Annotated in this window: 14 protein-coding genes; 8 read left to right on the forward strand and 6 right to left on the reverse strand. The window is 67.7% G+C overall.

Annotation, left to right across the window (positions count from 1 at the left end; all coding sequences use genetic code 11):
- Positions 1 to 606, forward strand: a 606-nt coding sequence (locus ACFV15_RS44880) for a GNAT family N-acetyltransferase (RefSeq protein ID WP_378359186.1), incomplete at its 5' end; no start/stop codon positions are given.
- A 59-nt stretch (positions 607 to 665) separates the two neighbouring features.
- Here the strand turns inward: ACFV15_RS44880 and ACFV15_RS44885 are convergent.
- From ACFV15_RS44885 to ACFV15_RS44905, 5 genes are read right to left on the reverse strand one after another with little or no spacing between them, the layout of a single operon-like run.
- Complete coding sequence (locus ACFV15_RS44885; protein WP_378359188.1) at positions 666 to 1,646, reverse strand: VOC family protein; 981 nt, start codon at positions 1,644 to 1,646, stop codon at positions 666 to 668.
- Complete coding sequence (locus ACFV15_RS44890) at positions 1,643 to 1,855, reverse strand: 4-oxalocrotonate tautomerase family protein (protein ID WP_378359189.1); 213 nt, start codon at positions 1,853 to 1,855, stop codon at positions 1,643 to 1,645. Before ACFV15_RS44890 ends, ACFV15_RS44885 begins: the two co-directional genes overlap by 4 nt.
- Positions 1,855 to 2,604 (reverse strand): 2-keto-4-pentenoate hydratase, encoded by a 750-nt coding sequence (locus ACFV15_RS44895; RefSeq protein WP_378359204.1) that lies wholly within the window; start codon positions 2,602 to 2,604, stop codon positions 1,855 to 1,857. The genes ACFV15_RS44890 and ACFV15_RS44895 overlap by 1 nt, the downstream gene beginning before the upstream one ends.
- Positions 2,605 to 2,648: 44 nt before the next feature.
- Positions 2,649 to 3,233, reverse strand: coding sequence for a 2-keto-4-pentenoate hydratase (locus tag ACFV15_RS44900; RefSeq protein WP_378359190.1), 585 nt, complete (start codon positions 3,231 to 3,233; stop codon positions 2,649 to 2,651).
- Positions 3,234 to 3,244: 11 nt separating this feature from the next.
- Positions 3,245 to 4,717: an aldehyde dehydrogenase gene (locus ACFV15_RS44905; protein ID WP_378359192.1), complete on the reverse strand. Its 1,473-nt coding sequence runs from the start codon at positions 4,715 to 4,717 to the stop codon at positions 3,245 to 3,247.
- Between the two features lie 289 nt (positions 4,718 to 5,006).
- Between ACFV15_RS44905 and ACFV15_RS44910 the strand changes: the two genes are divergently transcribed.
- The 5 genes from ACFV15_RS44910 to ACFV15_RS44930 are packed head-to-tail and all read left to right on the forward strand — an operon-like array spanning position 5,007 to position 10,446.
- The gene (locus ACFV15_RS44910; RefSeq protein ID WP_378359193.1) at positions 5,007 to 6,542 is read left to right on the forward strand and encodes an FAD/NAD(P)-binding protein; all 1,536 of its coding nucleotides are present in this window, start codon (positions 5,007 to 5,009) and stop codon (positions 6,540 to 6,542) included.
- A gap of 12 nt (positions 6,543 to 6,554) precedes the next feature.
- Positions 6,555 to 8,084, forward strand: a complete 1,530-nt coding sequence (locus tag ACFV15_RS44915; RefSeq protein ID WP_378359195.1) for a 4-hydroxyphenylacetate 3-hydroxylase N-terminal domain-containing protein — start codon at positions 6,555 to 6,557, stop codon at positions 8,082 to 8,084.
- Positions 8,085 to 8,086: 2 nt separating this feature from the next.
- Positions 8,087 to 8,575: a flavin reductase family protein gene (locus tag ACFV15_RS44920; protein ID WP_378359197.1), complete on the forward strand. Its 489-nt coding sequence runs from the start codon at positions 8,087 to 8,089 to the stop codon at positions 8,573 to 8,575.
- A gap of 12 nt (positions 8,576 to 8,587) precedes the next feature.
- The gene (locus ACFV15_RS44925; protein WP_378359199.1) at positions 8,588 to 9,772 is read left to right on the forward strand and encodes a PLP-dependent aminotransferase family protein; all 1,185 of its coding nucleotides are present in this window, start codon (positions 8,588 to 8,590) and stop codon (positions 9,770 to 9,772) included.
- Positions 9,772 to 10,446, forward strand: a complete 675-nt coding sequence (locus tag ACFV15_RS44930; RefSeq protein WP_378359201.1) for an RraA family protein — start codon at positions 9,772 to 9,774, stop codon at positions 10,444 to 10,446. Before ACFV15_RS44925 ends, ACFV15_RS44930 begins: the two co-directional genes overlap by 1 nt.
- Positions 10,447 to 10,498: 52 nt before the next feature.
- On the opposite strand, the gene ahcY is transcribed toward ACFV15_RS44930, so the two are convergent.
- The gene (ahcY, locus tag ACFV15_RS44935; RefSeq protein WP_378359205.1) at positions 10,499 to 12,001 is read right to left on the reverse strand and encodes an adenosylhomocysteinase; all 1,503 of its coding nucleotides are present in this window, start codon (positions 11,999 to 12,001) and stop codon (positions 10,499 to 10,501) included.
- A 109-nt stretch (positions 12,002 to 12,110) separates the two neighbouring features.
- Here ahcY and ACFV15_RS44940 point away from each other — a divergent pair, with 109 nt between their 5' ends.
- Positions 12,111 to 13,406: an acetyl-CoA carboxylase biotin carboxylase subunit family protein gene (locus tag ACFV15_RS44940; RefSeq protein WP_378359202.1), complete on the forward strand. Its 1,296-nt coding sequence runs from the start codon at positions 12,111 to 12,113 to the stop codon at positions 13,404 to 13,406.
- Positions 13,403 to 14,635, forward strand: a complete 1,233-nt coding sequence (locus tag ACFV15_RS44945) for an MFS transporter (protein WP_378359203.1) — start codon at positions 13,403 to 13,405, stop codon at positions 14,633 to 14,635. Before ACFV15_RS44940 ends, ACFV15_RS44945 begins: the two co-directional genes overlap by 4 nt.
- Positions 14,636 to 14,728 lie beyond the last annotated feature (93 nt).

Here is a 14,728-nt window from a genome sequence, read left to right on the forward strand (position 1 = left end):
GCGGGCGGTTCTAACCGCCGCAACGCTCACGACCCCTTCACCGCCTATGGAAGCATCGGCACCATGGTCGAGTTCAGAGACGCCACGCCCGCCGACGCGCACGGCATCGCCGACCTGCTGGTGCGGTCGTGGCGCGCCGCCTACCAGGGCCTGATCCCCGACGAGGTACTCGCGGGACTGTCCGTCGCCGACCGGGAACGGTTCTGGTCGGACGTCATCACCACCCGTCCGCCGCACACCGACCAGGTGGTCGCGACGAGCGCGGGCGCCATCGTCGGGTTCGCCGCGACCGGTCCCCCGCTCGTGCCCGCCGACCGCGAAGACCCCACGCTCGGCGATCTCTACGCGCTTTACCTCGATCCGGACGTCTGGCGGCGCGGCATCGGCACCCAGTTGCTCGCTGTCGCGCTCGACCGGCTCCGATCCCGCGGCTTCACCCACGCGGGCCTGTGGGTCCTCGACACGAACGAAAGCGCGCTGCGCTTCTACGAGCGCAATGGCTGGACCGACACCGGACGCACCCAGGTGGACCGCGGCCGCGGGGCCGCCGAACTCCACGAGCGACGCCTCCACCGCGACCTCGGCGGCCGAACCGCGATCGCGTGAACGCCACTTCCGCAACGCTCAACGTTGTGAAAGTGGCGTTCACGTGGACCGGAGCGGGGTCAGGCGGCGGCCTCCTCGGGTGAGGAAAGAGGCGGGGTGCCGTAGGTGAAGTAGGTCTCCTGGGGCAGCGTCGTCCCGCCGATGGCGGTCACCACGTCGATGTTGTCCATCGTCCACGTCTTGGTCTCGAAATCCGGCTCCAGCTCGAGGAAACCGCAGTCCCCGAACAACTCGACCCGGTTGCCGCCGGGTTCGAAGACATACAGGAACGCGCCCTGGCTGAGGCCGTGCCGGTCCGGGCCCGCCTCGATGACGATGTCGTACTCACGGAACATCTCGGCCGCGTCGACGTTGTGCTGCGGGTTGCCGTAGTAGAACGCGATGTGGTGCAGGCGGCCGCGGGCGCCGAGCGCGTCGCGCATGATCGCGACCTCGTGGCCGAGGAGGTTGCTGCTGAGCCACGCTCCCGCCTCTACGTCGCCGTCGACAAGACGCTCTCGGGTCTGCATGCCGAGGTGGCGCTCGAAGGACTGCTTGACCGGGGTGACGTCGCTGGCCAGCAGGTTGAGGTGGTCGATGCGCTTGACGGGGATGCCCTGCAACGGCTTCTTCGAGGCCCTGGTCAGGATCTTGCTCTTCAGCTCGTCGGGGGCGCGGTACTTCTCGGCCTCCCACACCAGGCGCACGTCGTGGCCGTCCGGGGTGGCGAACTCGTAGGTCTTGCCGTAGCCGAACTCGCCGTCCGACCACCTGCCCTCGAGGTTGCCGTCCTTGAGCGACTTCGCGCGGCGCTCCAGCGCCTCCGGGGACGAGGTGCGCATCGCCACGTGGTCCATTTTCGCGACCGGGCCCTCGGTGACCTTGAGGCTCCACTGGTACGGGTCCTCGTAGCCACGCAGGTAGACCGACTGGCCCTCGCGCCTGGTCTCGTACATGCCGAGCAGGTCCTTGAAGAACCACAGCGTGCCGTCGGGGTCGGGGGTGTGGATCTCCACCCGCGCGAGGTGCGCTATCTCGTGGCGTATGTCGTACTGGGTCATGTCTCGGCTCCTTCAGTGGACGCTTGCCGCTCCGCGATGGTCACGCCGCCCGCCGCCCACAGGTTCGGGTCGACTTCCCTGACGATGACGCGGATGTTCGCCAGCGGTGCGCCGATGGCTTGGTGGGTCGCTTCGGTCAGCTCGGTGATCAGCCGCCGGATCTGCTCCGGGGTGCGGCCACTGCCGATGCTCACGTCGATCAAGGGCATTACTCGCCTCCGGGGATCGTGATGCTGCCGAGGTTCGAGAAGTGCGCGGCGACGCGGGCGCCCGGCTGGACGTGGACCGCGTCGGTCATCCCGCCGGTCAGCACGATCCAGCCCGCCTCGATGGCCAGGCCGCGCGCGCCCAAGTGGTTGGCCGCCAGCGCGAGCGCCTCCGCGGGGTGACCCTGCACGGCGGCGCCGGTGGCGGAGTCGACGACCTCGCCGTCGACTTCGAGCAGGCAGGCCTCGTGCGACAGGTCCAGGTCGAGTGCACGCCTGCCGACCGGGCCCTGCACGAACAGGCCGGACGAGCTGTTGTCGGCGACCGCGTCGGCCAGTGTGAACTTGAAGTCCTGGAACCGGCTGTCGATGATCTCGACCCCGCCGTAGACACGGTCAACGGCCTTGAGCGCCGTCGACGCCGTCACGCCGGGACCGGCGAGCCGCTCCCCCATGACGAACACGATCTCCGGTTCGGCACGCGGGTGGATGAGACGCTCGCGCGGCAACGGCTCGCCGGCGGGCAGCACCATGGCGTCCGTCAGCCACGCCAGCGACGGCGAGTCGATGCCCATCCGGATCTGCTTGGCGCGCGAGGTGAGCCCGAGCTTCACGCCGATCAGCGTCTCCCCGCGCCGCTGCCGCTGCCTTAGTGCTTCGTATTGCACGGCGTACGCGGTGTCGAGGTCGAGATCGGGCCACTGCGCGGTGATCGGGCCGCGCGCGGTCACGTCGGCCTCCGCGGCCAGCATGACTTCGGCGGCGCGTTTCAAATCGCCCGAACGGATTTCGAGGCTCATGGCTGCTCTCCCGAAAGGGTCGCGGTAACGCTGCCGAGGCCTGCGATGCTCGCCGACACGCTGTCGCCCGGCTCCACCTCGACCGGCGGGGTGAGCGCGCCGGAGAGCACGACCTGACCCGGCTCGAGCGTGATTCCCTGGTTCGCGAGCCAGACCAGCGCGTTCAGCGGCGACCCGAGCACGACGCCGCCCGCGCCGGTCGCGGCGACCGCGCCCCGGTGATAGAGCACGCACCCGGCGAGCCGTAGATCCACAGTGGACAGTTGCGCCGGAGTGGCGCCGAGCACCACGGCACTCGCGGAGCCGGAATCGGTGATCTCCAGTGCGGGCACCACGAAATCCACGGCACGCAGAGCGTCCACCACGGTCGCTCCCGGACCTGCCAGCTTCGAACCGAGCACGAAGGCGATCACCGCGTCAGCCACCGGCTTGGCGAATCCGGCGGAGACCGGGAATCCTTCGGAGTGGAACGCGTCCGCGGACAGCGTCCCGAAGGCCGGTTCGGTCAGCCCCAGCTTGCGCCGCGACGCGACCGAACCGCCCGTGAGCCGATAGCCGCGGACGACCTCGAGTTGTTCCATGACTTCCCTTCCTAGGCCGCAGGGCGGAGACGCAAGGTGACGGCGCGCGGTTCGGTGAAGAACTCGCGCGAGAACCGCCCGCCTTCACGGCCGAGGCCGCTGACGCCTTCGCCGCCGAACGGCAGCCGCAGGTCGCGGACGAGATAGCAGTTGACCCAGACGGTGCCCGCCTTCCAGCGGGCGACCATCCGATGCGCACGGTCGAGATCGGTGGTGAACAGCAGCCCCGACAGGCCGTACGGGTTCGCGTTCGCGAGCCGCAGCGCCTCTTCTTCGGTGTCGAACGGGATGACCGTCTCGACCGGGCCGAAGATCTCCTCCTGCGCGGTCCGGGATTCGTTGCCCAGCCCCGAAACCACCGTCGGCGGGTAGTAGAACCCATCGGCGAGAGCAGCGTCCTTGAGCCGCGCGCCACCGGTCAGTACCGAGCCGCCTTCGCGCTGGGCGAGTTCGACGTAACCGTGGACCTTGTCGAGATGGCGTTGCTCGATCAGCGGACCCAGCGTCGTGGCGGGATCTTTCGGGTCACCGACGACGATCTTCCCGGCCGCTTCGGTGAAGCGCTCGAGGAACTCGGGAAGGATGCCGCGCTGTACCAGCAACCGGGAGCCCGCGAAGCACATCTGCCCGTTGCCCGCGAAGATCCCCCTGATCGACTCGGGCACCGCGACGTCCAGGTCGGCGTCGTCGAACACGATGTTGGCCGACTTGCCGCCGAGTTCGGCCGAGACGGGGGTCAGGTTCGGCGCGGCCGCCTGCAGGATCCGCACACCGGTCGCGGTGGAGCCGGTGAAGGTGATCCGGTCGATCCTGGGGTCGGTGGTGAGCGGGCCCGCGACCTCGTCGCCGCCGAAGCCGTGCACGATGTTCAGCACGCCCTCGGGCAGGCCCGCTTCCAAAGCCAGCTCGCCGAAACGCGCCGCGGTCAGCGGGGTTTGCGGCGCGGGCTTGAGGATCGCGGTGTTCCCGAAGGCCAGTGCCGGCGCGAGCTTCCAGCTGGCGAGCATGAGCGGGGCGTTCCACGGGCTGATGGCCGTCACGACCCCGGCAGGCGGATAAAGCGTGTAGGACAGCAGGTCGCCGTCGGGGTAGGCCTCATTGCCCGCCATCGCCGCGTAGTCGGCGAAGAAGCGGAGATTGTGCGCGGTCCTGGGGATGTCGGCGTGCCGTGCCTGGGTGATGATCTTGCCGCTGTCGCGGGTCTCCAGCAGCGCCAGTTCTTCGAGGTTCGCCTCGACCGCGTCGGCGACCGCGTGCAGGATCTTGTGCCGCTCCTTCGGTGACATCCGCGGCCACGGGCCTTCGTCGAAGGCGGCACGTGCGGCGGCGATCGCGCGCTCGGCGTCGGCCGGAGCGCCACGGGCCACGGTGCCCAGCAGGGAGCCGTCGTGCGGGTCCCTGGTCTCGAAGGTCTCGCCACCGGCGGACTCGACCGAATGGCCTCCGATGAGATGGGATATTCGATACACGTCATCAATGCTCATGCGGGGATTCTCCGAATTCGAGCAGAGCAGAACGAGCACAGTAAACGCGGGCTGCTCAGATCAGGTCAAGCCGCCTTAAGGCAGCCTTTAGGACTTTCCAACTGATCTCTTCAAATCTGCTGTCCGGGAACGACGGCCTGTCGAGCGGCCGCGCGGGCACGGTACCGTCGTTGCAGGGAGAACAATCGGGGGTTCGCCCGGACAAGGCACTTTCGCCGGATTTCCGGCGTCAAGGTATTTCTTTTTATTCGACAATGGCGGCATTTCGCCGGAGACGATGAGAGAGTCGATGAGATACCCACGGGCAACCGGCACGTCCACCACCGGCCACGGCCGCCAGATCGCCGTCGTCGGTGGTGGAGTCTCCGCCGTCTGCCTGTTCGACGCGCTGGCCGAGTCGGGCGGGGAGCCGGGCGGCATCACGGTGTTCGAGACCTCGTGCCAGCTGTGGCGGGGCCGGGCGTTCCAGCTGGACCTGGAGACCGTGCGGGTCAACATCCCGCCGGAGGGGATGTCGCTGCGGTTCGGTGACACCACCGTGTTCCGCGAGTGGCTGGCGGACAGGGGCGGCGGCCAGGACTACCTGGATCCCTTCTGTGGCATCCGGTTCGTGCCGCGCGGGCTGTTCGGCGACTACCTCGCCGAGTCCGCGATGGCGATCCTCGCCAAGCTGCGCCAGCAGGGCTGGCGGATCCACGTGGTCAGGGAATCCGTGCTCTCCGCCTCGCGGCTGGACGACGGCCTGGTGCTGGAGACCGAGTTCGGCAACGAGTTCCAGGCCGACCATACGGTGCTCTGCGTCGGGCGCGGCAAACCGACCGACATCTACGGACTGGGCGACGCGCCCGGATTCGTGCCGGAGCCCTATCCGCTCAGCCGGACGCTGGCGAGCATTCCGACCGGCGCCGAGGTCGCCGTGATCGGCAGCGGCCTGACCGGCATCGACGTCGTGCTCGGACTGGCCCAGCGCTCGCACCGCGGCCGCATCCGCCTGCTGTCACGCAGCGGCGTGCTGCCCATGGTCCGCCAGCGCCCGTTCTCCTACGACCTCAAGCACTTCACCCCCGAGACGTTCCGCGCCATCGCCGCGCGCGGCGAGCGGATCGGGATGGACGACGTCATCGCGGTGATGCGGGCCGAGTTCGCCGCGGCGGGCGAAGACCTCGACGCCGTGGTCGGCGAGATCCTGCGGCAGGAGCACGAGGATCCGGTGGCACTGCTGCGGCGGCATCTGGCGGAGGTCGACTCGTCGAGCCTGGGCTTGCGCATCCTGCAGCGTGTGGTGCCCGTGACCGGACCGGACGTCTGGCCGGTGCTGACCGAGCGGGACAAGAACAAGCTCATCCGCGAGCACTATCGCGCGGTGATGAGCGTGTGCTGCCCCATGCCGCCCACGACCGGCAGCAAGCTGCTCGGCCTCATCGACGCCGGGCAGCTCGAAGTCGGCGCCGGCCTGCAGGACGTCGAGGCCGACGCCGGCGGCGGATTCGCCATCACCACCGCGGGCGGACCGCTCCACGTCGACTACGTGATCAACGCGGTCAACGTGCCCGCCGACAAGATCCCGGCGAAGGCGGAGCCCCTGATCAGCTCACTGCGCGACGCCGGGCTCGCCGAGCAGCACCCGCGCGGCGGCGTCCACGTGGAGCGGGCGACCAGCAGCCTGACCGTGAACGGCGTCGCGGATTCGCGGCTGTACGCGCTCGGCGACCTCGCTTCGGGCAGCCTGTTCTTCACCTTCGGCCTGCCCTCGCTCGTCGATCGCGCCTACGACATCGCGGGCGCCGTCACCCAGGAACCCCACGCACTGCAGAACGCCGCCTGACTGGAGCGAAGCATGACCACGAACGCCATCCGGCCGATGACCGGGGACGAGTACCTCGAGTCGCTGCGCGACGACCGCGAAGTCCACCTCTTCGGCGAGCGGGTCAAGGACGTCACCACCCACCCCGGCTTCCGCAACAGCGCCCGCTCGATCGCCCGGCTCTACGACGCGATGCACGAGCCGGAAGCCGAAGGGGTGCTACGGGTGCCGACCGACACCGGCAACGGCGGCTTCACCCATCCCTTCTTCAAGACCGCGCGTTCGTCGGAGGACCTGGTCACCGCCAGGGACGCGATCGCGGCGTGGCAGCGGCAGGTGTACGGCTGGATGGGCCGCACCCCGGACTACAAGGCGTGCCTGCTCGGCACACTCGGCGCGAACTCGGGCTTCTACGGTGAATACGAGCCGAACGCGCTGCGCTGGTACAAGGAGGCGCAGGAACGGGTGCTGTACTTCAACCACGCGCTCGTGCACCCGCCGATCGACCGCGCCAAGCCCGCCGACCAGGTCGCGGACGTGTGCGTCCACGTCGAGAAGGAGACCGACTCCGGGCTCATCGTCTCCGGCGCGAAGGTGGTCGCGACCGGCTCGGCGCTGACCAACTCGAACTTCGTCGCGCACCACGGGCTTCCGGTCAAGGACAAGAAGTTCGGCCTGGTGTTCACCGTGCCGATGAACTCGCCCGGCATGAAGTTGTTCTGCCGCACCTCGTACGAGATGGCCGCGGCCGCGATGGGCAGCCCGTTCGACTATCCGCTGTCGAGCCGGTTCGACGAGAACGACGCCATCATGGTGCTCGACAAGGTGCTGGTGCCTTGGGAGAACGTCTTCATGTACGACGCCGAGGAAGCCAGCGGCTTCACCAGCGGCTCGGGTTTCCTGGAGCGTTTCACCTTCCACGGCTGCACCCGGCTCGCGGTCAAGCTCGACTTCATCGCGGGTTGCGCGATGAAGGCCGTCGAGATGACCGGCACCTCGGGCTTCCGCGGTGTCCAGGCACAGATCGGCGAGATCCTGAACTGGCGTGACCTGTTCTGGGGCCTGTCCGACGCGATGGCGAAGTCGCCGAACGCCTGGATCGGCGACGCCGTCCAGCCGAACCTCAACTACGGGCTGGCCTACCGGACGTTCATGGGCATCGGCTACCCGCGGATCAAGGAGATACTGCAGCAGACGCTCGGCAGCGGGCTCATCTACCTCAACTCGCACGCGAGTGACTGGAAGAACCCCGAAATCCGGCCGTACCTCGACAAGTACGTCCGCGGCTCCGGCGGGATACAGGCGATCGACCGGGTCAAGCTGCTCAAGCTGCTGTGGGACGCGGTCGGCACCGAATTCGGTGGCAGGCATGAGCTTTACGAGCGCAACTACGCGGGCGACCACGAGACGATCCGCCTGCACACCCTGATCGCGTACCAGCAGACCGGGCAGGCCGAGCCGCTCAAGGGCTTCGCGGACCAGTGCATGTCGGAGTACGACATCGACGGCTGGACCAGGCCGGACCTGATCAACGCCGATGATCTCAAACTCGTGCGGGAGTGACCATGGACGCCACGAGTATCCGCACGACGCTGGGCCGGTTCGCCAGCGGCGTCACCGTGGTGACGACCGCGCGGGGCGAGACCGGCGAGGTCCATGGCATGACGGCCAACGCGTTCACGTCGGTGTCGCTCGACCCGCCGCTGGTGCTCATCTCCGTGTCGACGTCGGCCAAAATGGACAAGCGCATCGAGGAGACCGGCCGGTACGGCATCTCGGTGCTCAGTGGTGAGCAGAAGCCGTTGTCACTGCATTTCGCGGGCGCGGCGCACGAACCCGACCTCGTCGACTTCGTGTGGCGCGACGACCTGCCGCTGCTGGACGGCGCGCTGGCGCACCTGACCTGCTCGGTGCGCGCGTCCTATCCCGCGGGTGATCACACGCTGCACATCGGCGAGATCGACGGGCTGTGGCATCGCGACGGTGATCCGCTCGTCTTCTTCAGCGGTGAGCTGCGCTCACTCGACCAGCCGTCGGCCGTCAGTTCGCGTTGAGAGGACTTTCCCGTGTGGCAGCACCTGTTCGCCCGCAGCGTCGGAAGCGGCGCGGGGAACGAGATCACCGCGATCCTCAGCCAGGCGGGTGACGAGCGGATCATCGCGTTCTCGGGCGGTTACCCGCATCCCGACACCTTTCCGCGCGCCGCGTTGGAACAGAGCTTTTCCCGCGTCGTCGCCGATCCGGCCGCCCTGCAGTACGCGCCGACCGCCGGATTGCCTGGGCTGCGTGACTGGTTCAGCGGCTGGCTCGGCGAGCACGACGGGCTCCGGCCTGCCGACGACGAGTTCATCATCACCAGCGGCGGTATGGAGGGCTTGAAGCTGCTGACCGGCTGCCTGCTGGATCCCGGCGACCGGGTGCTCGTGGAGGGCCCGACCTTCATGGGCGCCATCATGGCCATCAAGAGCGCGATGGGTGTCATCGAAGCCGTCCCGATGGACTCCGGCGGGCTCGATGTCGACGCGCTGGAGCGGGCGCTTTCCGGGAAGGTCAAGTTCCTTTACGTCATCCCGGATTACCAGAACCCGATGGGTGTGAGTCTGTCGGTCGAGCGGCGGCACGCGTTGATCGCGCTGGCCAGGCGGCACGGCCTGCTGATCATCGAAGACGTCGCCTATCGCGAACTCGGTTACGACGGCGACCGGCGGCCGAGCCTGCGGACGCTGGGGCCGGACGTGGTGGCGCAGCTCGGCACGTTCTCCAAGACGTTCTCGCCGGGCCTGAGGATGGGCTGGATCTCGGCGCCCGCCCCGCTCATCGCGGCGCTGGCCGGGGCGAAGCAGTTCACGGACCAGTGCACCGGCGCGCTCGGGCAGTTGCTGCTGGAGGATTACGGGCGCTCCGGCGGGTTCGACGAGGGCATCCTCGCGTCACGCGCGTTCTATCGTCACCGCCGCGAAGCGATGATGAGCGCGCTGGACGCCTATCTGCCGGACCGGGTGCGGTTCACCAGGCCGGAAGGCGGGTTCTTCAGCTGGCTGACCGTGCCGGACACCATCGACACGCTCACGCTCGCCGAACGGGCGCTGACCGAGGGGATCACCTTCGTGCCCGGCGGGATCTTCTATCCGGGCGACCGCGGCACGCACGAACTCCGGCTGGCCTTCAGCAAGGTGCCCGAGGAGAAGATCGACGAGGGCATCGGCCGTCTCGGGAAGATCCTCAGCAATTTCGACCGAAAAGGACAGTGATGAAGACCGTCCACAATGAACTCGTCAGGCCGCGCCAGGAGATCATCGACGCTTTCGTGGCGATGACGCGCGAGTACAGCCCGAGCTGTCTCGTCGCCGACTCGACCGCGCGTGTCGGCGTCATCGGCGGGCTGCGGCCGGTCAAGCGGGAGCACAAGATCGCAGGCCCGGCGCTGACGGTCCAGCTGCAGGCTGACGAGCTGGTCGACTGCCTGCCGGTGCTCGGCACGGCGAAACCCGGCGACATCATCGTGGTGGCCTGCCAGCGGTCACCGAGGCTGGCGATGTGGGGCGGGCTGATGTCGACGCTGTCCCAGATGGCGGGGATCGCGGGGGCCGTCATCGACGGGATGGTCCGCGACGTCGACGAGGTTCGGGACCTGGACTTCCCGGTCTGGTACCACGGAACGCTGCCCCGGCGGTGCCCGGCGATCACGCACGACGGCACGGAACCGTTGCAGACCAACGTTCCCGTGGTGATCGAGGGGCAGGTCATCGAGCCCGGCGACATCATCGTGGCCGACGAGAACGGGCTCGGCATCGTCTCCCCCAGTGTCGCCCAGACCGTGCTCGACGACACTCGCGAGCTGCTGGGCAGGGAGAACGTCATCCGCGACAAGATCATCGCGGGCGCCACGCTGCATGAGCTGCTGGCCGAGTTCGGTGCGCTGTAGCAGTGACTGGGGTTTCCCCGGCGGCCCGCTGGTGGCCGCCGGGGAAGGTCGCTCAGTAGCGGTAGTGGTCGAGCTTGTAGGGGCCGTCGACGTCGACACCGATGTAGTCGGCCTGCTCCTTGGTCAGCTTGGTCAGCTTCACGCCGAGCGCGTCCAGGTGCAGCCTGGCGACCTTCTCGTCGAGGTGCTTGGGAAGCCGGTAGACCTCTTTGCCGTACTCGCCCGGCTTGGTGTGCAGCTCCAGCTGGGCGATCACCTGGTTGGTGAACGAGTTCGACATGACGAAGCTCGGGTGCCCCGTCGCGTTGCCGAGGTTCATCAGCCTGCCCTCGGAAAGCACGATCAGCGAGTGCCCGTCGGGGCTCTGCCCATCCCGGGGGGCGGCCCCCGGACCCCCGGAAGGGAATATCCATTCGTGCACCTGCGGCTTGATCTCGATCTTCTTGATGCCGGGAATCTTGGCCAGCCCGGCCATGTCGATCTCGTTGTCGAAATGCCCGACGTTGGCGACGATCGCGTTGTGTTTCATCTTGGCCATCTGGTCGGCCATGATGATGTTGAAGTTGCCGGTGGTGGTGATGAAGATGTCGCCGTCGGCCAATACGTCGTTCAGATCGACGACCTGCAGGCCCTCCATCGCCGCCTGCAGCGCGCAGATGGGGTCGATCTCGGTGACCACGACCCGCGCGCCCTGCCCGCGCAGCGACTCCGCGGCGCCCTTGCCGACATCGCCGTAACCGCAGATCACGGCGCGCTTGCCGGCGATCATCACGTCGGTGCCGCGGTTGAGACCGTCGATGAGCGAGTGGCGGATGCCGTACTTGTTGTCGAACTTCGACTTCGTCACCGAGTCGTTCACGTTGATGCCCGCGAACAGCAGCTCGCCGTCGGTGGCCAGCTTGTAGAGCCGCTTCACGCCGTTGGTCGTCTCCTCGGTGACACCGAGGATCTCCTTGGCCATCCGGGTGAACCGCTGCCCGTCCTTGGCGATGGACTCGGCGAGCGTCCGCAGCACGAGCCGGTACTCCTCGGGGTCGTCCTCGGCCGGCGACGGCACGACGCCCGCCGCCTCGAACTCGACGCCCTTGTGCACGAGCAGGGTCGCGTCGCCGCCGTCGTCGAGGATCGCCGTCGGCCCCTGCCCGCCCTCGAAGCGGAACAGCTGGTCGGTGCACCACCAGTACTCCTCCAGCGTTTCACCCTTCCAGGCGAACACCGGCGTGCCCTCGGGCTTGTCCGGGGTGCCGTCCGGGCCCACCACGACCGCCGCGGCGGCCTCGTCCTGAGTGGAGAAGATGTTGCAGGAAACCCACCGCACCGACGCGCCCAGCTCGACCAGGGTCTCGATCAGTACCGCCGTCTGCACGGTCATGTGCAGCGAGCCGGCGATCCGCGCACCTGTGAGCGGCTTGGCCGCGCCGAATTCACGGCGGGTCGCCATCAGGCCCGGCATCTCCTGCTCGGCCAGCCGGATCTGGTGCCTGCCCGACTCGGCCAATGACAGATCCGCCACGGCGAATTCGACACCGTTGATCTTCCGCAACTGGGAATTCATCATTTCCTCTCCTCAATACCCCGCCTATGCGAGAATCGTACCATCGGGCGGAACGCCACTATTCACGTCAAAATCATGACGGATTCATATCTGCGGCAAAGGAAACATCATGTTCAATCAGCGTAACGCGAATAGCGACCGATACCTGCTGGTGCTCGGCGCCGACATACTCCTGCGGGAACGGGCGATCGTCTCGGCACTGCGCAGTTATCCAGGTCAGGTACTCGGCATGGCGCCGTCGCCGGACGGCCAGAACCGCTTCTTCGACGACGTGCTGCGCGCCGACTACTACAACGCCGAGGACGCGCTGGCCGCGGTCCGGCGCTATGAACTCGAAACCGGCCTCCGCCCCGAAGCGGTGGTGCCCATCATCGAGATGACGGTGCACGTTTCCGTCGCCATCTCGCAGTATTACGGCCTGTCAAGCCTTTCCGAAGAAGCCGTGGGCCTCTCACGGGACAAGCACACGATGAAGGCCGCGTTCGAACAGGCCGGAGTACCGACCGCGCGGCACCGCACCTTCTCCACTCTTGCCGACTTGCAAGAGGTTTCCGAGGAATTGACCTTCCCGCTGGTGCTCAAGCCCCGTGACTTCGCGGGCAACACCGGCACGATCAAGGTGGATTCCTCCGAAGACCTCCCCGCCGCCTACGACCATTGCCGCGACGAACTCCTCGCGATCGCCCCGCTGTACGACTTCAGCGACGGCCGCTTCCAAGCCGAAGAGTTCGTGCGGTCGACGCACGAGATCTCGGTCGAGGTCCTCAACTACGGCGACCAGCGCGCGGTACTCGCGGTGACCGACAAGGCCAAGCTCCCCGCGCCGCATTTCACCGAGATCGGCCAGCTGGTCCCGAGCCGCGAGAGCGACAACGACGCCGTGCGCGACCTGGGCGTCAAGGCCTGCGAGGCGCTGGGGATCACCCGCGGCATCGCACATGTCGAGATCTTGGTGAACGGCTCCGAGCTGAGCGTCGTGGAAGTCGCCGCCAGACCGGGCGGCGACGGCATCATGGACCTGATCGACCGGGTCTATGGCTTCAGCCCGTACGACCTGCACTACGCGTCCTACCTGAACACCATGGACGAACTCCCGAAGATCCCCCGCGAACCCCGGGGCATCGGCGCGATCCGCTTTCTCAAGGCGCCGGTCGGCACGATCACCGCTGTCAACGAGGTCGAGCAGTTCACCGACGAGGAGCTGGCGCTCTACGTCACCGCCAAGGCAGGCGACCGCTCACACCCCGCTTCATCATATCTGACCCGTGACGGCGTCATGGAATTCTTCCGCCCCGGTGCGAAAGCGGCCGCCGACCCCGTAGCTTTCCAAAAAGCGGTGGCCGAACTCGCCGCTTTCAGGACCAAGGCGGTGTTCACCGTCGCCGAGGAAGGGGACACCCGGTGATCGGCACGACCTTGCGCACAGTCGCCGGCCTCAACCGCGAACTGCGCACCCTCTTCACGGTGACGCTGCTGTTCCGCGCCGGCCTGATGGCATTTCCGTTCCTGTCGGCATATCTGCTCATCGGCGGCGCCTACCGCCCGGTCGACGTCGGGCTCATTATCGGCACCTTCGGCGTGGGAGCACTGCTCGCCGACATTTCGGCGAGCTTGCTGCTCGGCCGCGTCCCCGCCCGCACCGTGATGGTCACGGGGCTGCTGCTCCACGCACTGGTGCTGGCGCTCGTCCCGGCACTGCACGGCGTCGGCGTGCTGGCGGCCGCGACGTTCGCGTGGGGCTTCACCTTCGAGATCTACACGCCCGCCTCGTATTCGCAGATCATCGACCGCTCCTCACCCGAGGAGCGCAAGGTGGCCTTCGCCTGCAACAGGCTGGCGATCAACGTCGGCATGGGCATCGGCCCGGTACTCGGCGGCCTGATCTTCGCTCTCGCCCCGGTCTCCCTGTTCTGGATCAACGCGGCCTGCGTCCTCGGCGCGACGGCTTACCTGCTCTCGGGCACTCGCCGAGGCGGTGTGGCCGAGGCGGCCGCCCGGTCCCCTCGCCGGATGATCGCGTCCACGGTTCGCGAGGAAACCCGGTTCTGGACGATCTTCGGGCTGTCCCTGCCGATCCACCTGGCGTACGCGTTGCCGCCGGTGCTGATCAGCGCGTATCTCATCCAGGGGCTGGGTCTGCCGAGCTACTGGGTGAGCGTGGTCTTCGTGGTCAACGCGGGCATCGTGATCCTGTTCGAGGTACCCCTGAACAAGGCGATGGACTCGATGTCGCACTCCCGTTCGTTGTTGATCGGCTACGCGGCCGCCGGAACGGGTTTCGCCGCGATGGGCCTGTCATCCTCGCCTTTTGTCATCGTGGGCGCGACGGTGCTGTGGACGATCGGCGAGATGATCGTCTTCCCGAGCCTGCTGAGCTACGTGAGCGATCTGTCGGGGCGGGACATCGCGGACCGGAACATGAGCCTCTACTCGGGCGGGGTGAGCATCGGCGTCATCGCGGCACCGACGGCGAGCCTGGCTCTGACCACCCACGGCGGCCCCTCGACGCCCTGGCTGGTCATCGGCGCGATCGTCCTGGCGGCCTTCGTCCTACTGGCAAGCGCCCGCCTCAGCACCTACACCTGGCGCACGCCCTCCGCCTCCGAGGACCCCGCCCCAGCGTTGGGGTCGTGAGTGTTTTCGCCGGTTAGAACCGGCCGTACCACTCACGAGCCCTAGAGGTGGGGGAACCTTGGTCGTGCGCGTTGCGGGCGGTTCTAACCGCCC

The sequence above is a fragment of the Amycolatopsis sp. NPDC059657 genome (assembly GCF_042734395.1).
Classification (GTDB): Bacteria; Actinomycetota; Actinomycetes; order Mycobacteriales; family Pseudonocardiaceae; genus Amycolatopsis.